Consider the following 22,537-nt stretch of genomic DNA (forward strand, 5'->3'; position numbering starts at 1 on the left):
AGGAGTAACATCTTATGAAAATCAAAACGCTTATGAGCCTTGCCGCAGCTGCGGCGCTCGTCGTTCCGTCAGCGGGGTTCACCGCTCACGGTGCAGCCGGTCTTTATACGATCGGTGACGTAAACGGCGACGGCACGGTTGACGCAACGGACGCTTCGGCTGTCCTTGCTGCATATGCGTCAATTTCCTCGGGACATGAAAGTCCCCTCTATTCGTATCAGGAATCAGCTGCCGACCTCAACGGCGACAGCCTTGTGGACGCGATAGACGCTTCCCTGATACTTTCCTACTACGCCTGCGTTTCGGCAGGAGATGAGGAAGCGATACTTACAGACTTCCTCGAACAGCACGGCTTTAAACAGAAGATGACAGACGAGGACGATAACGGAGTTCAGGGCACATCTGCTCCGTCAGCCACTGAGTCAGAAACACAGCAGCCACTGGATTTCAGCGGGCTTGAGTACACTCATCCGCGTATAGACAGTGACTACAGCGAATGGTTCTGGATAGGCGACTCACGTACAGTGGGACTGTCTTACAGCGTGGCTATCGATTACCTTGGCGAGATTGGCGTGGGCATCGCTCTTCTCAACAGGAATCATGACAGTATATGTCAGATACGCAATAAAACCGTTATCTTCAATCTTGGTGTAAACGATCTTCACAACAGTCGTGCATATCTCAATTGGTACAACAGTCTGCCTGACGAGTTCCTTGACAACAACACGGTAATCGTCATGTCAGTTAATCCGTGCAGCGGCTCTTCTCAGGGGTTGAATTCGGGCATTGAAAGCCTCAACGCTACATTGAGAGACGGTCTGGACAGCAGGATCACTTTCCTCGATTCCTACACCTATCTCAATATGCATGGCTTCGCAACCACTGACGGTCTGCACTATACATCGGGCACCTATGTCGATATTTACAACTTCGTTTACGACAGTATCTACGGAGCATGAGATATAGGTAAATAAGTAAATTATTTAGAATAACTATTGCATTGAACATCAATGTATGGTATAATATTATTCAGTAATTTACGGCACGTGCCGTATCATTCCTATGGAGGGTAAAAAAATGAAACACATCAAGACTATCAATAAGGCTAATCTCAAGGAATCCGCTAAAAAAGGCGGCTGCGGCAAGTGCCAGGCTTCATGCCAGTCAGCTTGCAAGACTTCATGCACAGTTGCAAATCAGAAGTGCGAGAGATAAGCTGAACACTAAGTTTAGTCGAGGCAGTATGAAAATGCTGCCTCATATTTTTTGAATAGAGGTTGTTAACATGATCCATAAATATAAGCTTAACGGGCTTAATATCGTACTCGACGTCAACAGCGGCGGCGTTCATCTTGTGGACGAGCTCACCTACGATCTCCTCGATAATGTGGAGCCCCCCTTTGACGCGGAATGTCCCCGGAACGTGGTGGACAAGCTCTCAAAGTCCTACTCCCCTGAGGATATCAGGGAGTGCTATGACGAGATAGTTGAACTGTATAACGACAAGATACTCTTCTCCGAGGACGATTATGAGAAGTACGCTCAGTACTCCGTAGCTTCTCCCGTAAAGGCAATGTGCCTCAATATCGCTCATGACTGCCAGCTGCGCTGCAAATACTGCTTCGCCTCAACAGGCGACTTCGGCAAGGGCAGAAAGCTCATGTCATTCGAGACAGGCAAGCACGCTATCGACTTCCTGCTTGAAAACTCCGGCGACCGCCCCAACCTTGAGCTTGACTTCTTCGGCGGCGAGCCCCTTATGAACTTCGGCGTTGTGAAGCAGGTAGTGGAATACGCAAGGAGCCGCGAAAAGGAATACAACAAGAAGTTCCGCTTCACCATAACTACCAACGGACTCCTCCTCGACGATGAAAAGATAGACTTCATCAACAGAGAGATGTCAAATGTTGTCCTCTCTATCGACGGACGCAAGGAAGTAAACGATTATTTCCGTGTTCTTCCCAACGGTCAGGGCTGCTACGACATCATAATGCCCAAGTACAAAAAGCTTGTGGCAGGCAGAGGCGATAAGGAATACTATGTAAGAGGCACATTCACAAACAGGAACCTTGACTTCTCAAACGACGTATTCGCTCTCAACGAGGCAGGCTTCGACCAGATATCCGTTGAACCTGTGGTCGGCGACGATGATGTATATGCCCTCACGGAAAAGGATCTCCCGGCAGTTTTCGCAGAGTACGAAAAGCTGGCGCTGAAGCTCCTTGAAAACGAGAAGAAGGGCAGGAAGTTCAACTTCTTCCACTTCATGCTTGATCTCGATCAGGGTCCCTGCGCTATCAAGAGACTCAGGGGCTGCGGCTGCGGAAACGATTATGTGGCTATCACTCCGGACGGAGATATATTCCCCTGTCACCAGTTCGTGGGTATCGACGAGTACAAAATGGGAAATATAGACGAGGGCACCTTCAATCAGGAAATGAAAGCCGACTTCGCAAAGGCTCATGTATACTCAAAGCCCGACTGCCGCGAGTGCTGGGCAAAGTTTTACTGCAGCGGCGGATGCAACGCAAATAATTACCAGTATACCGGAGATATCAGAACAGCTCACAAGATATCATGCCAGCTTGAAAAGAAGCGGCTTGAATGCGCTATAATGATGAAGGCTGTACGAATGGCTGATTCTGCGGAATAATTTCACTGTCAGGCGACAGGTAAGGGGATATTATGAAAATAAACAGCATAACGCTCAATTGCCGGCGTACAAACGCCCTCGGCGGCGAAATGGGAGCAGATCCTGTTTTTCTGCTTTTCAGGTCTCCCGTTGAATATATAGAAAACGGTACCGTAAAGCATACCTCCGGCACGTCCGCCGCGCTTCTGACAAGCGGCTACAAGCAGAGTTTCCGCCCTTCAGGCGCCGAACCCATGCGATATGACATTGTCAGCTTCAGAACATCCGCCGCTGACAGGCAGTATATCTCTTCGATGAATATACCGCAGGACACTCCTGTAGAAATAGACGATGATTTCGTTATTTCCGGGATACTCCGCTCCATGCAGTCACATTCCATGCACAGAGGAAAACATTTCAGCGAGTTCATGGAGCTCGCCATGAGAATGATATTCATTGCGCTCAGCGACGCTATAGACGGTCCGGAGAAATCTCCCGAAGAAAAGATCCCCCATTATGCAAAGCTGAAAAAGCTCAGGGATTCAATATACGAGGACCCGGTAAAGCAGTGGTCCATCGACGATATATGCAAAAATCTCCATATAAGCCGCACCTACTTCCACCGCCTTTATTTCTCGGCATTCGGCGTTACCTGCCGTCAGGACGTCATAGAGAGCCGTCTGCTCTGTGCTGCGGATATGCTAAGGAATACCGAGAACTCAGTGGCACAGATAGCTGAGCTGTGCGGCTACGACAGCGAGTCATACTTCATGAGGCAGTTCAAGCTGCACAAGGGCTGCACCCCCACCGAATACAGAAGAAGGATAAGGGCAGAAGAGGAATAGTTTGTCAACAGAAAAACTGCCCGTAATTTGTGGACAATCGTTCTTTGTTGGTACACAATGTGCAAATTTCAATAAAAAATTAGTGCAAAAAATAAAAAAACCTCTTTACAATTACAAAAAGTTGTGATATAATACTAAGTGTGAACAAATTTTGACTTTAAAGTCAGAAGGACAACTAAACTTAGAGATAGACCGCCGTATGTGCGGAACACATATACGAGCAGGCGCTGAATATGATATTAATCAGCCGCCGTATTGATCGAATAATCTTTAAGGAGCGATTTCTTTCTATGAATAACGGAGATAAGCGCAGAAACCGCAAGAGAGAAAGATCATCAAGGCGCTATAAAGTCAGATATGATCGTCTTGTTGCGGTAGTCCTTGTTCTTGTAGTACTTGCAGTGGTACTTGCTTCATGCGCCCATGCGTGCTCTGACAAGGATAAAAATAAAAACTCCGCTACAAACAAACAGACAACCAACAGCAGTACGACCGGTCAGCAGGATTCTTCCATAATCGACGACCTTACAACAAGCAGCGAAACCGGTTCTCTTATAACAGGTACAGCCGACGGTCTTAAGCCGTCAGAATCACAGTACCAGAACGAGAGCTTCAAGCAGGAAGATATCTACAGCGGTGACCTTGTTCTCGTAAATGCTGAACATGAATATAAATTCCCGGAAGATGACATCGAGCTCATAGATCTGTATGATAATATAGCAGACGAGCCTTTCCACGTTGCGGACCTTTCACAGAAGCTGGACAAGCCAGTCCTCGAACAGCTCACAGCTCTCATGAGAAGCTTCTATGAGGCTGAGAACAGCAAGGAGCTGTACGTTATCGGTACATACCGTAAATTTGGCGATCAGGAAGATGTGTACTACAGCGGCAATTCACAGTTCCAGCCGGGTTACTCCGATTACCATACCGGACGTTCTCTCGATCTCGCTATAGTTCCATCAGACGGATCAAGCTCCGGCTACTATTCGCCGAGAGGCATCTATGGCTATGTGGACGAGCACGCTGCGGAATACGGCTTTATACTCCGTTTCCCGGAGGGCAAGGAGTCCTTTACCGGTGAACGCTCAAGAACATACACCTACAGATATGTAGGAGTTCCGCACGCTGTTTATATAAAACAGAACAATCTTTGTCTTGAGGAGTATATTGACGTTCTCAGGGAGCATACTAATGAGAACCCGATAGAGGTTTCGACAGGCAAAAAGCTGTATCAGATATACTATGTTCCCGCAAACAAGACAGGCGACACCGAAGTGCCTGTTCCTTCAAACAAGACTTATGATGTTTCGGGCAACAACGTTGACGGTTTCATCGTAACAGTCAGCATGAATTAAAGCATTGTCTATGTCCCCCGTCTGATCCGGGGGACATATTTTGATTATAGCCGCATATAAAACGGACAAAGAAAAAGAATGGAGATAAATGTGAAAAGAAAACGTATCATTTCCGCAGTATTGTGTGCTGTGCTTTGTATTACAGCCGCAGGCTGCGGCGGAGACAAGGACAAAAGAGGCGACGGTGCCGGACATATGTATGGCGCCGCTCTTGAAGGCAACCCCAAAAGTCTTGATCCTCAGTTTGCCGGCGATCCATCGTCTGCGACCGTAATAAAGAATATGTACAGCGGACTTGTTATGAAGGACAGCAGCGGCAGCCTGGTATGCTGCAACGCATCGGACTACAGCATATCCGACGACGGCTGTGTGTATACCTTCCACCTGCGTGACGACAATTACTGGTTCTTCGACAAAAACGAGAACGACAAGATAGATGAGGACGAATACTTCCCTGTGGTGGCGGACGATTACGTTTTCGCCCTGAGAAGAGTGCTCGATCCTAAAATGTGCTCCCCTTACCTCATGGACTTTGCCTGCATCAAGAACAGCCAGTATGTATCACAGGGAAGTTTTTCCTCAAGAGGTGTCGGTATCGAGGCAAAGGACGCCCAAACCCTCGTTATAACCCTTGAACACCCCTGCGCCGAATTCCTCGGACTTATGGCAACTCCTGCTGCATTCCCATGCAACGAGGATTTCTTCATCTCCACCAAGGGCAGATACGGTCTCGACGACAGATCGGTCATGTCAAACGGCCCTTTCTTCGTTCGCCAGTGGTTCTACGATCCTTATGGAAGCAACAATATACTGTATATGCGCAAAAACGAGGTCAATGAGAATAAGGAATATGAAGTGCTGCCAACATTCGTAAGCTTCTCGATACAGGACAGCGAAGCCGATGTAAAGCAGTGCTTCAAGGCTGAAGAGACCGAATGCTTCTCAACTATGAAGGCCGGCGGGTATAACCCGAAAAAGTACAGTATCACCGGTCAGCAGGCAACTACTCTCGGACTTATATTCAATCCTCAGGACAATATCTACTCAAATCCCGATATCCGTAAAGCTATAGCGCTTTCTGCCGACAGAAACGCGATCAGTGACGAAGAGACGACGGATATATCCCCTGCTTACGGAATAATACCGCCTGCTGTAGACCTCTTCGGCAGGAGCTACCGCGACCTTGCTTCGGACAGGCAGTTCGACATATTCGATGCAGGAGAAGCCGCAAAGCTGCTCGCCAAGGCAAAGAACGACCTGAAGATAAACTCCGTGGAAAGCGTAAAGATAATCGTCGACTCAAACAGCATAGATTCGAGATACCTCCACATTCTTTCCCAGAGCTGGCAGGACAGCCTCGGCATATACCTCGGTATAGAGGACCTGACCTCCGCCGAATTCAGGAAAAGGATAGCTGAAGGTGATTACAGCATCGCTCTCTATCCGCTGAAAGCTGATTTCAACAGCGGTCTTGCGGTATTCAATGAGTTCAGGACTGTTGACTGCCTTAAAAACGCGGCTAACGGTCTTGACTGCGCGGACGCCGTGATAAAGTGTCCCTCTGCTTCGGAGCTTGCCGACTGCTACAGCAGTCAGGAAAAAGCCCTGCTCGGAGAGTACGGCTTTATTCCGCTGTTCTATAAGAGTTCCTACCTTATCGCAAACAAGGACAACGAGGATATAATCTATGACGCTTTCACCGGCTCTATAGACTATCGTACAGCCAAGAACTACAGCTAATGCGTCCCCGCTGAAACAAGAAGCAAAAGCCCAAACATAGGGCCGACATAAGACAGTCACCAATATAAAAGTTTTGCCCCGAAGCGTGTCAAAAACGCTTCGGGGCATTGTATTATCATTTTGAAGCCGTTAGCTTTTAGAAGCGGCTTCGCCGCTTTAATAACGGGCGCACGCTGTGCGCCCGTACAATGGGCTAACAGCTAATGGTTAACGGCTCATAGAAGTTCTTATGGCAGCCTTGTTTTTTAATATATCAGCCCTGTGCGACAAGGAGCTTTCTCAGCTCCACTTCGTCAAAAACGTCAACACTTCCGTCTCCGTTAAGATCGAACTGCTCAGCGGCTTCCTTGCTGCTGAAAGGCGAATCGCCAAGCAGCATCTTCCTAAGCCTTACAAGCTGTGCGACCTTGTAGACCTTCGCGGGCTTTGTTCCGTCAGGCTCAGTGCCGCCTATAAGCTTTCCGTCAGCGTATACGCAGACATTCTCGCAGCGCTTCGCAAACTCTACGCCGCTTACTATGTTGTCGTAGTCCTCGCCTTCTTCCGTAAGGTCTATCATACCTTTCTTGCTCCAGTCATTGGAGGAATCCCACTTCTCACCGTAATAGTTGCCGATTATCAGCTGATACTTCTTGTTTGAGTTGGCAATGGCGTAATCAGGCCATGATATCTCGATATAGTATATATCGTCCTTATACTGCTTTGGCTGCGAAAGGACCGCCGACTTGTCAGCGACCTCCGTTTCCACCTGATCATAAGTCTTCTGAAGCACAAAGCTGCCGGGAATTGTCTTGTTCTCGAATTCCTCTATACTGAAATAGTAGCGTATGGATATATCGTCATGGGGTTCAAGAGAATCGGTATTCACAAAGAATGTGAGCTTTGTAACGCCCGAACCTGTCTTTTCGGGAGCGTCAGAGCAGTAGCCTGCCGCCCAGAAGTCATCGCCAGAGAAAAGCTCCGTATCATCGACCTTTTCAGCAGGCGGGAAATTCTCCTCAGGCTTCATGGTCTTGTCTCCCTTGTAAAGATAAAGACCTGCTGCCGCACCTACTATGGCGGCATTGTAGTCGATAGTTACCTCGTTGTATACCCAGTCCCTTGTGACGTCGTTATGCTCGTCGTTCTCATCGGGACCGCCGGCAAGAGCTCCGTAGAGAACGTGCTTGTGCTCGGCAGGGTCCTCAGCCATAGTCAGTCCGGAAGCAGCGCGGTGATGCGGATACTTTACGGAGTTCTCACCATAGCCCACAACATAGCTCCTGCCAAGAGGATTATCGCCGATGATATACTCCATCTGTCCGAGTGACCACTTCGTAAAGGTGTAGTCCTCATTTTCTTCGTTGTATCTGTCCTTGCCCTTCTGGTACTTGTCGTATACGAGGGCAGTGAACTGAACGGCGGTATTGTATCTTGCGCTTCCCCATGTATCAAGGTGGAAGTATCCTGCGGGAGTTAGCTTCTTGTTCATCACGGTATTCAGCGCCTTTGCTTCCATTTCCCAGAAATCGAGCACCTCATACTTTCCCCTGCCTATTGCCACACGGGTCTCCTCGCAGACCTCCGGGTATATGTCCTGTATACGTCCGAATACAAGACCTACGCCGTTCCACATATCGTTCCAGCAGAGAACATATCCGGGAGGAGCATAGTAATCGATATACTTCTCACAGGCTTCAAGATAATCATGGTCACGTGTTATAAGATAGAGCCAGCCTGCCGCAAAGCAGAAGTCGTCCTCCCACTTGCTTGAGGTGTAGAAGCTCATAGGACCGTCGCCGCCTGCTCCTACCTTCTTTTCATTTTTATTTGCAAAGTCAAAGAGAGCCTTTGCGTAGTCAAGGCACTTCTCCGCATATTCAGGGTCGGTGTCCTTGAAGTTATAGTAGTTGATAGCAAGAGCCGCAGCGCTCTCGGAAACATCGTCTGTCGTAGGGAGCTCGGAGGTAGCAAAGAACGCAGGACGTCCCATAGCGTCTATCTCAGGTGACTGCCAGTAGGAGTGGTCAACGCTTCCGTCGCCTACCTGATAGCAGAAAGCGATAACGTCGCCGTTCTCGTCACGGAAGGTGCTGCGCATGAAGTAGTCGCAGAAATAACGGCATATAGTTTCCACATGAGCGTCCTGTCCGGTCTCGGTGTAGGCGTCACGGAACTCATAGTAGCCCCACGATACCACCGAAGCGGCGTAAGCCTCAGGAAGTCCGAACTTGACATGGTCGCCCGCATCGTGGAAGCCGCCTGATACGTCGATATATCCGTCGCCGTCAGGGTCGAGTATATCCTTGTACTTTGCCATGAAGGATTCCGACATATTGGTTCCCGAATGTTCGTCGTCAATGGGGTGCATAGGTACCTTTGAATCATATACATGGCAGTCTCCGCGCCACGAAAGGCGGTTGTTCTCCGATACTCCTGTACCGCACATATTCGCGTCATAGAAATACAGAGTATACTGAAGGAGCTTCGCCCAGTTGTTCTCGGTCTCGTAATAGTCCGCAACGTCGGGAGTAGCCGCCGCATTCACAGGCAGAGCTGCCGGCGAAGCGGTAAAAGCAGTTACCGCAGCCGAAACAAGAGCCGATAATCGTTTTATAAATCTCATAAGCTCATTCCTTTCCTGAAAAATAATCCATCAACTACATTTTAACGCAGATCGCACAAAATGTCAACGCAAACTTTTATGCGCCGCCATATGCTGTCACTGATATGGGCTGCCGCAATACTTGACACACACATCTGTTTGGTTTATAATATAAAGGTATACTCATAGCTGCCGCAGTGCGGTTATTGCCAAACGACAGACTTTGATACAGCTTTATATCATTTATACAAGGGGGTATTCCGATTGCAGGAACTCAGAAAAAAACTTTCCGATATCGCAGAACTGATAACTACGGAAAAATCATTCTGCAAGATCATAATATTCATTATGCTCGCTTTGCCTATAGCAGAATTATTCGACGAAAGACATTACCAGACATTCAACAGTCAGCCGACTCTCGTGGAGATCGCGGGCTTGACCGCATTTTTCTGCATAGCAGTCCATTTCCTTAAACATAAGAATATAAAATACTATGCCTCGGATCTGATATTTCTTCTGCTGATCGTATTCATGGCTTTGTCCGCGGCATTCACACTTGACAAGGAAGCGACATTCCTCGGCTTCTACTACGATGAATGGATGACCGACTTTGTCGGATACTTCAGCCTTATGATGGCAGGTACCATGATAACCGACAAGAAGCTGAAAAAAGAGATAATCCGGGCTTTCTTCATTGTCATATTCCTGCAGACCTTTGTAGCGTTCCTGCAGACCTTCGGCCTCAATATAGACCAGTGCTTCTTTGACACGGAAGATATACGCTACAGAAAAATGTGCTACGGACTTCTCCAACACTCAAACTGGTACGGAGGTCTCAGTGTGCTTATGTTTGCCTGCGCAGCCGGTGTTTTCCTCTTTGTGGAGAACAAGCTCGCAAGGAACAGCTCATTTGTGCTTTCACTGGTATGCTTCTATACCCTGCTGTGTACAGAGGCAAGACTCGCTCTTGTAGGCGTATTCGCTTTCTTTTTCTTCCTTGCGGTATCTATAGCGGTAATGAAGCTCAGAGGCTACAAGAAGGAAAAAATGAACAGTATAATAAAACGGGCCTGCATACTGGTCGCAAGCACTGCTGCCGTTGCCGCGTTCACCATACTTGTACTCGGCCGTCTCAAATGGAAGTTTGAAAAAACAGCCACCGAGGTACAGGAATTCAAAAACGGCAATATCGGTGCTCTCGGAACTGACCGCGCAACTATTTGGAAAGCAGGTCTCAAAACAGTTCCCGGTCACTGGCTCTTCGGTATAGGCCTCGACAATTACAGACACGCATTCTACATGGATCCCGACTTCAAAAAGGGAATGCTGACGCAGGGCAAGGCACATAATGAATACATACATTACCTTGTAACGCAGGGAGCGCTCCAGCTCATAAACTATCTCTCGCTCCTTGTGCTTGCCGCCGTTACAGCAGTAAGAACAGTTATCCATACAGATGATGACGATGAACGCTTCATAAACTGGATCCTTCTCGGAATGTTCTTCGGCTACGCGGCACAGGCTTTCTTTAACAGCAGTGTAGTCAATGTCGCTCCTTACTTCTGGATAACGATAGGTCTGTGCCTTTCAAAAGCAAATCAGCGCCCCTTCGGTTACAGAAAGGCACATAAAAAAGCTGCCGAAGAAAAGAAATAACAGTTTGGAAAAAGCGTTGAAAACAAACACAAAAGCCATGAAGCAGATCTGCTCTGCTTCATGGCTTTATTCATAGTTTCACCAAGTCATCTGCCTGTTCAACCGCGAGCCTGCAGGTGCGGTCTCACAAAATTGTTATCACGATGCTTTTTCTCCGTTTCAACAGTATTCTGTTCAGGCGGAGCCGCAGCCTCATGTTCTGCATTTTCAGGCTTTTTCTCTATCTCAGGTGCATCCTGCCCCCGCGGAGCTTCGGCGTCATGTTCTTCACCTGTGAGCAGTTTCTCCATTTCGTCAGCGTCCTGACCGGTAACATATCCGTCTTTATCGAAATCAGCCTGGAATACCCCCTCAGGTGAAAGTGTTATTTTACCCGCAGCAAAATCTCTTACTGCCTGCGGATCGTTCCTGTCAAATACATTGTTGCCGTCAACATCATACAGCACGGTCGGCAGATCGTATCTGTCCGCAACTGAAAGAAACTGATTGCAGTAATGGGACAGCACGTCAATCCCCACATATGAACCCAGAAATTTCCTGAAAGCTTTCTGGTCGGAGCCATATCTCGGATGATTGCTGCATAGATAGTAGAGAACATTTATAAACCTCAGTGCTGTTCGTGTCGAAAAGGATAAGGTATTGTCTCCGCCGCCGCCATAGGAGCAGCTGCCTGACTCTTTAACAAACTGTATCGCGGTATCCAGAGTCTCACTGCTCATTTCAATGCTGTCGCCGAGCATGATCTTTTCTATAACAGCCCAGCCTTCCGAAAAACTGTTTGCGTATTTATCGTACAGATAAAGCTGGTCGAACAGGCAGTTTTGCAAGGCGTTGTTATCTGCGTTCGCCGAGCTGCTTAACGCATGAACGTAATTGTCGAGTACGGTACCGTTCAGTATCAGGTTTTTGGATCTGAGTTCGCTGCAGTTCTGTATCGCGGCGATACCGCGGACGTTTACAAGGCCTTCGTCACCCAAAGAGTCATAAGCCGCATAGCTTTGCGTTATGTCATTCAGGTAGCTGTATGCGTGGGATATCTCATGCATGATTCCCCAGTCAAAATAATCGTCCATGATCTGTCTGCAGTGGTACTGACTTGTATCATCAGGATACTTTATAAGTATGCCGACGTTCTTTCCCGTATCGTCCGTGATATAATCGCACTGTGACGAAGGCATGAAAACTGACGGATCATCAAAGCATATGTAAATATCCCTGAATTCTATTCCTGTTATATCAGACAAACTTGAAATATAGCGTCCGAGAGTCATGAGCCATTCGTCATATTGCTGATCGCTCAGATACGTGCTCTTCCTTATGGATAAATGTATCTTCTGCCCCTTGCTGTCAGTTACCTCAGAGTATATGTAACCCTCATCGGCCGCGCTTAAAACGCATGATACCGACACGTCGCAATCCGTGAAGCTTCCGTTAAGGAACTGCAGCTTTATATCTGTGTCCTTATTTCCGTAATAGGATATAAAATCCCACTTCACACTGTAAACAGCTGTTTTACTGTCAGACTGTCCTGTATCTTTTCTGATCTCCAGCCCCTGGGGCTCTGTCCAGTTCTTGTTTGAACCGCCGCTGGGATTGAAAACCTGAAGGGAAATACTGTTATTGATAATCTCGTCTGTGTCCGTTCCGTCATGATTCGTGATCTGAATCAAAAAACTCAGCGTCTTTCTGTCAAGCGCACAAGTGGAGATCTTACCGTTAAGCGACTGTTTTGACTTACCTGAGGGGCATTTGTATGTGCCTTTTTTTGAATCGAATTCCCAGTTAGCTCTTGAAGAAAGTTCTACCTTCTGAGCTTCAGTGCGGTATCTGTTTTCGCTTTGAACAGTCATCTCTGAATCAGTGATAGACATTGCCTGTATTGTTCCCGCTGTATCTGAGGCTGCGGAAGCGGTCAGGCTACTGCTTATGGATCCGACAGATGATGACGCGATCAAGGCTGCTGACAAAGTACCTGCTATGAATTTTCTTTTACTCATAATGAACCTCCGTTAGTATGATTTGCGATCAGCTCACCGCTCTGGCAGTGCTGATCTCATTGCAGAATGGATTTACTGTGTTTATGCCGGGTAATTTGCCTGAAAATAAGTGTCTGTTTTCTGAGCGCTCCTCCTTCCGTAATAATTTTATATATACAAAAACCGTGTTCTGAAAAAATATAACGCTGCGCTTTCAAAGGCAGCTCCTGCGTTGGCAAACATCCAAAACGCCTGTTTCACGCGCTCCCAACAGGGAGCCTGACTTTATATCACCTTCTGTGGACTGCAATTTTATATATAATTCTGTATAAAACGACATTTTTTATATTATATCACTAAAAATTTTATTATTCAATAGATTTTATCAGTTATTTTTCTGTAATGACTTCTTATCACGCTTCAGTATATACAAAACTTATACTTAACAAATGTACAAGCTCCACTTTTGGGAATTCAACGTACAAAACAATCACAGCTGACCGGTCGCTGTCAGACTGATAATAAAAAATTTATATATTAACCAACTGCAACAACTGCAAGAAATCAGGCAGCAGCATTTAAGGAAGCCTGTCTCTTTTTGTCCCTCTATGAAAAAATGCCCACTGATAATAAATCAGTGGGCATTTTTCAGTCCAATAGTTTGTTTATATGTTGTGTGCTGAAAAATTTCTTCCTATGATCTTTCTCATTTCGATAAGATCAAAAATATTCCAGATCCCGTCTCTGTTGCAATCGTAGTTTTTATTGCCAAGGTCGCAGCGATTTCCGAGAAGGAAGCTCTTGAAGCGCTCAGCGTCTTCTGCCGTATATATTTCCGGTTCAGCTGCTGAAATAACAACATCACCGTTGTTCCATACGACCTCATTTTTTTCCGCAGAACCTATAAAAGTAAGCTTTTCTGTGCACAAAGCGCCTTCCGTGCAATACCATGTAAGCATTAAACCGTCATCTGTTTCATCGCAGGCAAAGAACCATACATTGTCACTCATATATGCGATACCGCGTCCGTTGGAAAGATGATAGGAAAAATCAGTCTGCTCCTTGTCTGTTATATCGTAGGATACCGAATCCTCTTCATTTCCGCTGAACCAGTAGTAACCTTCTTCACAGTCGCCTGAAACACCCTCACATTTCCATAATCCTTTAGTAAAGTAAGTTCCCGGAGCCTGAGTATTGTCAAGCTCTATTCTTCTGCCGTTCTCATCAGTCCATTCGCCCGTGAAGCGGTCAACAGTACAGCATTTGAAAACCGAATCCTCATTACAGTAAAGATCTTCGGTAAAATAGACGTTTGTTGTTCCGTATCCGTCTTCGATCTCAAAGCAGCAGGGATTTAATAATATGCCGGTCGTTTTCTCATAATAATTTGTCAGAAGCTCAATTATCTCCGCGTTGCAAAGGAAACTGAAGTCTTCCGGAGAAACATCGGAAATATAGCTCATGACATCGATCCTGCCGTCTGCATATTCCAGTGAAGCTCTGTCTTCATATATTGACGCTGTAGTTTCTTCTGTATAACCTGTCTCATAAGTTTTTATGCATTTATCATTTTCAAGAATATATTCGCCGCCCATATTTGTGCCGCTGTTAGCAGAGAACGATATGAAATCCTTTCCGTTCGGGTCAAAATAGATATATTCTGAAACTGATGTGCCATTGTAATACACTTCCCAGAAGCCGGGCTTGAATGTGCTGACTTTTTCGCCTGCGCCGGGAGGTCCGAGTTCAGCTATGGCATCAGGATCAATATAGTAATCATCTCCCGGATTCAATTCTGTTAACAGCTGAGAGCCCTTTTCCTGACCCGGAGTCAGAAGATCAAGAGTGTTCGATGCATAGTATGTATAACCGTTCTCGCGGCAATAGTTTTTAACATTATCGATAATATCACTGTTCTCGGTATATTCAAGCAGATAAACGTCTTTTCCGAAATCACTTACAAGTTTACAGTAATCCTGAAAATACTCTCTTGTATCATCATCATTTTCGGTAAACAGATCGTTGTCCCAGTCTATGGCGCTGAAAACTGTCTCCTGATTTACAGCATCCATAATCGCATCAAGGTTTTTATTCTTCTCAGCATATTTTGAAATGTACGTATCACCGCCGTTAATGATAACGTATGTGTCATACGCCTTTAATCCCGTCAGGATATCTGTTACGCCGTTAAATATGCCCTCGTTTTTAAAATTGTAATATACATCGCAGTTATCGACCCAAAGGCCGTCAACGCCCTTGTCAAGTATATCCTTGGCGAGCTTGCCCACAACAAAGTCCTGCCATTCCTTCTGCGATACATCTATCCATTTCTCATCTGTCCAGTTCTCATATGTACCAAGGGAATACTTCTTGTATTTCTTGTAATAAGGACGGAATTTTTCAACAGAGCCAAGGTTCAGATAGCTGTAGACAGTGTGTCCTGCTTCCTTCAGCTCGCTGATCTCTTCTTCCTCAAAATACTGTGCGTCGATCACGATCTTCCTGTAATTTTCCATATAGGAGATATCCTCCGGATCAGCGCCAAGAAATACTCCGTACTCATACTTTACATCTGCCGTTTCAGCCTTGATACAGCAGGGAGCAGCAGATAATGCTGCAAAGCAAGTTGTTATAGCCATGATAAGGCTTGTTATCCTTTTATTTTTCATTATGATCCTCTTTTCGTTCGGTATTGTTTTAGTTTGTGAGTTTTCAGACATTTGGTGCGTCAGGTTGCTTCATATGATGTCAATAACAGTAGTGTTTTTCATAGTAATACTCCTTTTTGTGAATGTGAATCGTTTTTGATATGCATTTTATTATAAGCGCAGTTCATGCTGCACTGTTAATATATACGAATGAAAAAAACATTTTCAGACAAAAAATTCAAATCATTTATGATGAAGACAGTATCTCTTCCCCATTGCAATTCAGCTTATTGTACTTATCATCAGTCTGTTCAGATTGCAGCCTGATAAGCAGAGATAAATAAAGCTCTGAGGAACAGGCATATCATCACGATATACATAAAATAAAAGTGCTCTCCGTGGAATGGAAAGTCCCTGCTTTTTTTCCTGAACGTATCCGGTTAAATACGACAATAAAGTACTTGATTTATTTCTGTAAACAGTATATAATTTATGCATAACAAATCGCCTTATCCATTCAGCCAAAGGAGGTATAACAATGATACGCAAAAAGATCTTTACCGCTATAGCAGCTGTCGTTCTTTCAGCAGCAAACGCTCTCACTGCACTGCCCTCATGGACAGCCGCAGCAAACGGCTCTGAGACTTCACAGACTCAGAACGCTCCCACTGAAAAAAGCGACAGAACAGTAAGTATATATACCGGATCGCTTGCAGATCACACAGTACAAAAATCCGGTACGTGTACGCTGAAAATCTCATGCATTGATATTACAACAGGTGAAAAGACTGCTGATTTCACTTACGATTATCAGATCGCCAACGAATACATCGACGGTAACTATCCGTCAGGCAGGAAAATAGAAAAGCGTTCTGACGAGGTTTACGAATTGTACCCCGGTATAACATACTCCTTCTCGTTCTGGGTACAGGGTATGCAGACCTTCACTGACAGCTATTTCGTTCATTTTGACAGTGAAAACCAGACAAAAGAGTTGGTCGTAAAAGCATATCCGAAAAGCACTGCAAAAAATGTACACATAAAAGCCCATGACCTGACCGGTATTTCAGCAGATGCGGAAAAGAAACCTTATGACGGCGATAAGCTCATGGAGCAATTCCAGTACGTCTATGTCTATGACGAGAACGGAGAGCTCTTTGCGAGAACTGCCATGGAAGGACAGAATGACATATACCTCCCCGACGGCAAGTACAGTATCAAGGTGATACCCGCGTTATCCTACAGCTGTACCGAGCCCGGCGGAAATGTACTGCCCCTTGAAGTAAAGGACGGCAAGCCGGACAGCGATCTTGATTTCTGCTTTGAAAAAGACGACAGCAGCAAAGTTCAGACTCTCGGCATAAATGTGATCGACGCTCAGACAGGTGAGAATATCGACGATATCAGCTTTTATGTAAACTATTATTGTGAATATTCAGCCGGTACTCCGAATTTTCCCGAAAATTACCCCGCTTTCGGCGGATCATACTCTCAGGAGACAGAGTCCGGAAGTGATGAATTCGGTTACAGTACAGCCTTTAGTTCAGAACTGTGGGAACATATTGAGCTGTTTCCAAAAAAGAGTATTTTATTTAAGACCGGCACCGACGAAGCGATAACCGTCCCTGCTTTACGTACATACTATCAGATCAGTTTCATTTCTGTTCCTTTAAAATACCGGGACTGCTACATCGCGGAATGCGATCATAAGGACGGCGTCATTTTTGATTTTACTGACGGCGGCTCAGTATTCTTCAATGTTCTCGATGAAGACGAGAAAAATATCACAGTAAAGCTTATTCCTGTGCCCGAAGAAGAGTATCCCACAATAGGCAGCTGCTCGGCTGACATATCCGTTGTGGATATGGATACAGGCGAAAATATAGAAAACGTAAATGCAAGGCTCACGCTTGAAGGCAGCACTACAAGAATAAACGTCGGAAAATGGAACACCTCCGATTCACCGTCACAGTCCTTCAGTCAGCTCCGCGATTCGGTAAACTACCGGCTGGAGCTCAGCAATGTCCCGGAGGAATACGTATGTGAAACTTCCTGCAGCTTCCGTTTTGACAATGACGGCGAGAAAAAGGATATCACAATAAGAGCAAGGAAAGCCGGCATTGAACCGAATGTTCCGATAACAGCCAACGACTGGACCGGCTTCCTTTTCAATGACAATGCAAAGAATTACGGTATAAGGAAGATGAAAAAGCCCGTCACCGTAACGGTTTACGGCGAAAACGGCAGCTTGTTCGTTCAGGATACGATAACCGCAAAAGGCAGTATCTATCTCCCCGACGGAAAATACATACTTGAAGCCACTACGGAAAAAAGCACTGAGTTCCCGGATTACAAACCCGTTTCCACGGACGAAGAAAGAGTTCAGAGAGCGGCGGAACTCCTGCCTGACGAGGTAATACCAGACGGAAACAGGGTAGAGCTCACAGTCAGTGACGGGCTCCCCGACAAGGATATCTGCTTCTGCTTTGAAGAGGGTATAGAAACTCCTGCCGTGGAATCAAAGCTTAGGATACATATTATTGATTCTGAAACAGGCGAAACTCCGAAGGACGTTGTTTGCAAGGTCAATGAAGGGCTTTCCTACCGGACACCGCGGGAAATGGAATACAACACGAGCGAGGACGATGATATAACCCTTGAAAACCTCAGCGGAACATACAATATAAAAGTCTATTCTCCCGATCAGTATAACAACAGCTTCTTCTTTGAATACTCTCCGGACAAAGGTCTGTACGCTGACGGTGTATCGTTATTTGAAGTTTCATTCACGCTTTATCCAAAGGGTGACAATGATATTTATATAAAGCTCGTTCCGATCGATTCAAAGCCCGATAGTCAGGGCGACAACTGCGTTGCCAATGTTTCGGTTATTGACAGTGAGACAGGAGAATACATTCCTAATATACATTGCAATGTATACCTGAGCGGAAACGACTATAACATACCCGTTGCCGGCTGGAACTCGGCTGATCACACTATCGGATGTGTAAGAGGTCTTTACGCAGGTCAAAACTATTTATTGTCGCTTTTTGACATTCCCAGCGGTTATATATGCAAAAGCGATGTATATTTCAGCTTCGACGCACCGAATGAAACAAAGGACATAACACTTTATGCGTTCAAGCCTGAAAACACCAATGTTTACATAAAAGCTCTTGACATTTCGGATGAACGTCCTAATGGAAAATATATTCCGTATAAGAACTACAGGTTCATGGGATATGACGAATTCCAGCTCGAAGTCTATGATGCCGAGGGCAATGCTGTATACAGGAACGCTGCGGGAGAAATGTTCCTCCCCGACGGCGAATATACTGTAAAAGCCGTGTCACCTTACTACGGCTATGTTCTGCCGGACGAAAACGCCCCGAAAACAAAAGCTGCCATGAAGCAGATCACAGACTACATTATCGCTGCCAACGGTGAGCTGAGCATAACTGTAAAGGACGGTCAGATGGCGGAAAAATGCTGCTTCCTGTTCATAAACGAAAAGGAATACAGCGAAGCTATCAACTATGGTGACTCAAACTGTGACGGTACTGTAGACCTTGCAGACGCGGTGCTTATAATGCAGGCACTGGCAAACCCTGACAAATACGGTCTGAACGGAAGCTCGGAACTGTGTATTACGGCTAAGGGGCTCAATAACGCAGATGTTGACAGTACAGTAAAGGGACTGACTTCAAACGACGCTCTCTGCATACAGAAATACCTGCTCGGAATAATAACAGCTCTGCCTGTATAAAACCAAAACATAAAAGATCAGGAGTATGTCCGGGATAAGCGAACATACTCCTGATAAATTTTTATATTGAAGCTTTTTTGAAAAAGTGTGAGAGTTTATGAAACCCCGACCGTCTAATAAGTGTACACAATAAAAACAGGCGGATTGCTGGCCGAAAAGATTCTGCACAGCAAACTGCCATGTCCTTGATCTAAAGGAGGGGTTACTATGAAAAAAAGTAAAAAACTGACAATACTCACAGCACTTATAATGGGACTGACATCATTTTCAGCTATCCCAATGACAACAACAGCCGAGGACGGAGCACCCGCAGCAGTTTCGGACAGTGATGAATATACTGCTAAGGAAAAGGGCGAGATCATTTTTGATGCTGATGATCTTTCTGTGAAAGTATACACAGGTGATGAGCTTAACATCGATAATGTACAGCTCAGATATGGAGTATATTACGACGAAGAAAAATCATACGTTTCACCGTTGTATGATTTTGAAAAATTCACTGTAGGCTCAGGTACCAGTTCCGAGCTTTACACCATAGATACAAGCGAGGTTGATACTACTAAAGCAGGTAAGTATAATATAGTGCTCAAGCCCAGAGCAGGTGCTGTATTTAAAGCATTATCGGATTATAACACAAATTATGAGATCACACTGGAGGGAACAGAAAGCTATCTGCCTGTTATAGTCTATGACAAGGAAAGCATAAAGGATACTCCCCTTTATCTGCGTTTCTTCACAGAAGCCATTGAGGCACCTGCGGGAAGTATTCCTGATTTCAGACTTTGCGGCGCAATGGCTTCCGATGTAAGTTATGAGGTGGAGGACGAGACGATCGCAAGGGTCACTGAAAGATCAAATCCCGAATTCCTTGAACTGGATTGCTTAAAGGAAGGCGAAACTACTATTAATGTCTATACCTCCGACGGCAGAAAAACAAGTGAGAAGATAATAGTGACACCGTCGCTTTATCAGCCGATTGATCCTGACGAGTTCCCTTTTACCACAACTACAACATATAATCCTGATCATGTATATACCACTACAACTACAGTGACAGTTGACAAGTGGTGGTATGAATATGAAAAAAGTCTTCTTCCGACAACAACTACTGATGTTCTTACAAGTTATGCCGGAAAGCCACTGACCACTACCACCACAACACTGCCTTTTGCAAAAGTTGATCTCGATACTTCCGATATGAAGGTAGGTGAAACAAGAAAAGGTCACTGTATTGATCCGCGTACAGGAGAGAATATAGTAGCTACAATTATGCCATCTTCAAATATGTGCGTTTCATACAGCTCGGATCAGAAAACTTTCACCTTAACAGCTCTTAAAGAAGGGCTTACTCACCTTGCCATTGTTACAGGAGATATGCCTACATATTCTATTGACATCAGGGTCGTAGCGGCAGATTCAGCTGTAACGGGCACAAATGAGCCTGAAACATGGATAAGGGGAACTGGTGTGGATCACTTCGACAGTATAAAAACTCTTCCGACAAAAACTATTTACGATGAAGGTGAAGAGCTTGACCTCAGCGGACTTGCAGTCAATGCTTATCATTCAGCTGCAAGAAGTTCCAATAAAGGCAACTCAGAAACTTTAAGAACGGATTACGCCTGGGAGATCGAAGAAATAAAACCGGAATATATTACTATCAGTGATCTGCAGGGCAAAACCTATAAACCAGATCAGTTTGCAGCGCTCAAAGGCGGAAATGCCTGCATTGTAAGTATGGGTAAAAACCAGTATATTCCCGATATCAAGGTAGCCGGTGAAGAATACGAAAAAGATCTTTATGATACAGACGGCTTCTCTTTCAGAGTATATATAAACCCTTACAATAAGGATTCAAAGTTCATAAAGATTGATAACGCCGAGGTCGAGAGTTTTGCATATGGTTCAACAAGCAAGGGATTCAAACTGAAAGGTAAGGACGCTTTCAGTATAGATATGGACGCTAATATGCACTTTGGATATTCTGTTGAAAGTGATATACGGCAGGGCGACAAAGTATCAGGAGTGCTTTATATCAAGCCTGAAACGAACTATATAATCATGGGGGATCTTAATGTCATTGAATACGGCGGTGAAGACGGTGATGCAAATGCCGACGGCACACTTGATATGGCTGACGCTGTATTGATAATGCAGGCTCTTGCAAATCCTAATAAATACGGTCTTAACGGTACAAGCGAAAAACACATCACAAAGAGAGGAAAAGCTCTCGGTGATATGGATTACAACGGTCTGACCGTCGGTGACGCACAGGTAATTCAGCGCAAACTGCTTGGTTTGGATGTTGACGCTGTATTTACCATTTATAGTGAAAAAGAATAAGTATTACGTTTATGGGATATAATATATCATCATTGCATTTTTGCCGGCACTCTTATTGCTATAGTACCAATATACAACTAAAGGCAATAATCAAGAAAGCTCTCCGAAGTGGAGAGCTTTCTTCTTGCCTACTCTTATTTTCTTAGGATCACCCCTGCGTATGCAGGGAAAAGTCAAATGCCGTATCAATTATGTTCTCTGTCACAGGATCACCCCTACGTGTGCAGGGAAAAGTACGAGCCACGACCATTAGAACGACCACCTCTAGGATCACCCCTGCGTGTGCAGGGAAAAGCATTACATTCAGGGCGTACAAAGTGCTCTATGAGGATCACCCCTGCGTGTGCAGGGAAAAGATTTATCCAGTATCTCTCATTCTCAGTCATTTAGGATCACCCCTGCGTGTGCAGGGAAAAGGCGTTAATATCAATGTTTCCGTTTTCTTTATAGGGATCACCCCTGCGTGTGCAGGGAAAAGGCTATCATAACAACCGAAATAGGTACAAAAGTAGGATCACCCCTGCGTGTGCAGGGAAAAGAGTTGTTAAGCTGTTCAACCGTGACACAAATTAGGATCACCCCTGCGTGTGCAGGGAAAAGTGTTATTGCCGCGGACGGCATGACATACGGCGAGGATCACCCCTGCGTGTGCAGGGAAAAGTGGCATTTTGCAGACCTGTTATCGGGACTTCTAGGATCACCCCTGCGTGTGCAGGGAAAAGCTGATATCAGACGTGAAAACGCATATAATAACAGGATCACCCCTGCGTGTGCAGGGAAAAGTCACAGTTTGTTTATACCGGTTTACCGGACACAGGATCACCCCTGCGTGTGCAGGGAAAAGTGCAACAGCAAATTTATCACCCTTGATTATTGAGGATCACCCCTGCGTGTGCAGGGAAAAGACGTGATACCGGTGATTGCGAGTGATGGGTGGAGGATCACCCCTGCGAGTGCAGGGAAAAGCTAAACCCGAATAACGAGTAGACAGA

At 45.5% G+C, this 22,537-nt stretch carries 12 protein-coding genes and 1 CRISPR repeat array; of the genes, 9 read left to right on the forward strand and 3 right to left on the reverse strand.

The genetic code is table 11. The annotated features are described in order from the left end of the window. Nucleotides 1–14 precede the first annotated feature (14 nt). The 6 genes from QZZ36_RS08830 (at nucleotide 15) to QZZ36_RS08855 (ending at nucleotide 6,572) form a co-directional block, all read left to right on the forward strand. The gene (locus QZZ36_RS08830) at nucleotides 15–959 is read left to right on the forward strand and encodes a dockerin type I domain-containing protein (protein WP_295080168.1); all 945 of its coding nucleotides are present in this window, start codon (nucleotides 15–17) and stop codon (nucleotides 957–959) included. A 118-nt stretch (nucleotides 960–1,077) separates the two neighbouring features. Then, on the forward strand, nucleotides 1,078–1,215 hold the full coding sequence (scfA, locus tag QZZ36_RS08835; RefSeq protein ID WP_009985845.1) for a six-cysteine ranthipeptide SCIFF: 138 nt from the start codon (nucleotides 1,078–1,080) through the stop codon (nucleotides 1,213–1,215). A gap of 70 nt (nucleotides 1,216–1,285) precedes the next feature. After that, entirely contained in the window at nucleotides 1,286–2,653 is a 1,368-nt protein-coding gene (gene scfB, locus QZZ36_RS08840) for a thioether cross-link-forming SCIFF peptide maturase (RefSeq protein ID WP_295080172.1), read from the forward strand. Nucleotides 2,654–2,685: 32 nt separating this feature from the next. Then, nucleotides 2,686–3,477, forward strand: a complete 792-nt coding sequence (locus QZZ36_RS08845; RefSeq protein ID WP_295080175.1) for an AraC family transcriptional regulator — start codon at nucleotides 2,686–2,688, stop codon at nucleotides 3,475–3,477. A 290-nt stretch (nucleotides 3,478–3,767) separates the two neighbouring features. Next, nucleotides 3,768–4,832: a M15 family metallopeptidase gene (locus QZZ36_RS08850; RefSeq protein ID WP_295080178.1), complete on the forward strand. Its 1,065-nt coding sequence runs from the start codon at nucleotides 3,768–3,770 to the stop codon at nucleotides 4,830–4,832. Between the two features lie 90 nt (nucleotides 4,833–4,922). Beyond that, the gene (locus QZZ36_RS08855; protein ID WP_295080181.1) at nucleotides 4,923–6,572 is read left to right on the forward strand and encodes a peptide ABC transporter substrate-binding protein; all 1,650 of its coding nucleotides are present in this window, start codon (nucleotides 4,923–4,925) and stop codon (nucleotides 6,570–6,572) included. Nucleotides 6,573–6,825: 253 nt separating this feature from the next. Here the strand turns inward: QZZ36_RS08855 and QZZ36_RS08860 are convergent, their stop codons facing one another. Then, nucleotides 6,826–9,177 carry a glycoside hydrolase family 9 protein gene (locus QZZ36_RS08860; RefSeq protein ID WP_295080184.1) on the reverse strand — a complete coding sequence of 784 codons (2,352 nt, stop codon included), beginning with the start codon at nucleotides 9,175–9,177 and terminating at the stop codon, nucleotides 6,826–6,828. Between the two features lie 243 nt (nucleotides 9,178–9,420). On the opposite strand from QZZ36_RS08860, the gene QZZ36_RS08865 reads away from it, so the two are divergent. Further along, nucleotides 9,421–10,812 carry an O-antigen ligase family protein gene (locus tag QZZ36_RS08865; RefSeq protein WP_295080187.1) on the forward strand — a complete coding sequence of 464 codons (1,392 nt, stop codon included), beginning with the start codon at nucleotides 9,421–9,423 and terminating at the stop codon, nucleotides 10,810–10,812. A 98-nt stretch (nucleotides 10,813–10,910) separates the two neighbouring features. Here the strand turns inward: QZZ36_RS08865 and QZZ36_RS08870 are convergent, their stop codons facing one another. Both QZZ36_RS08870 and QZZ36_RS08875 read right to left on the reverse strand, forming a co-directional pair. Next, nucleotides 10,911–12,809 carry a hypothetical protein gene (locus tag QZZ36_RS08870; RefSeq protein ID WP_295080191.1) on the reverse strand — a complete coding sequence of 633 codons (1,899 nt, stop codon included), beginning with the start codon at nucleotides 12,807–12,809 and terminating at the stop codon, nucleotides 10,911–10,913. A 644-nt stretch (nucleotides 12,810–13,453) separates the two neighbouring features. After that, nucleotides 13,454–15,457 carry an endo alpha-1,4 polygalactosaminidase gene (locus QZZ36_RS08875; protein ID WP_295080194.1) on the reverse strand — a complete coding sequence of 668 codons (2,004 nt, stop codon included), beginning with the start codon at nucleotides 15,455–15,457 and terminating at the stop codon, nucleotides 13,454–13,456. 517 nt (nucleotides 15,458–15,974) lie between these two features. On the opposite strand from QZZ36_RS08875, the gene QZZ36_RS08880 reads away from it, so the two are divergent. Further along, the gene (locus QZZ36_RS08880; RefSeq protein WP_295080197.1) at nucleotides 15,975–19,202 is read left to right on the forward strand and encodes a dockerin type I repeat-containing protein; all 3,228 of its coding nucleotides are present in this window, start codon (nucleotides 15,975–15,977) and stop codon (nucleotides 19,200–19,202) included. A gap of 207 nt (nucleotides 19,203–19,409) precedes the next feature. Further along, entirely contained in the window at nucleotides 19,410–21,545 is a 2,136-nt protein-coding gene (locus QZZ36_RS08885; RefSeq protein WP_295080200.1) for a dockerin type I repeat-containing protein, read from the forward strand. Nucleotides 21,546–21,689: 144 nt separating this feature from the next. Then, a CRISPR array of direct repeats spans nucleotides 21,690–22,511; the repeat unit is 29 nt; unit sequence AGGATCACCCCTGCGTGTGCAGGGAAAAG. Nucleotides 22,512–22,537 lie beyond the last annotated feature (26 nt).

Origin of the sequence: Ruminococcus sp., assembly GCF_016287535.1 — a bacterium.
Taxonomy (GTDB): domain Bacteria; phylum Bacillota; class Clostridia; order Oscillospirales; family Ruminococcaceae; genus Ruminococcus.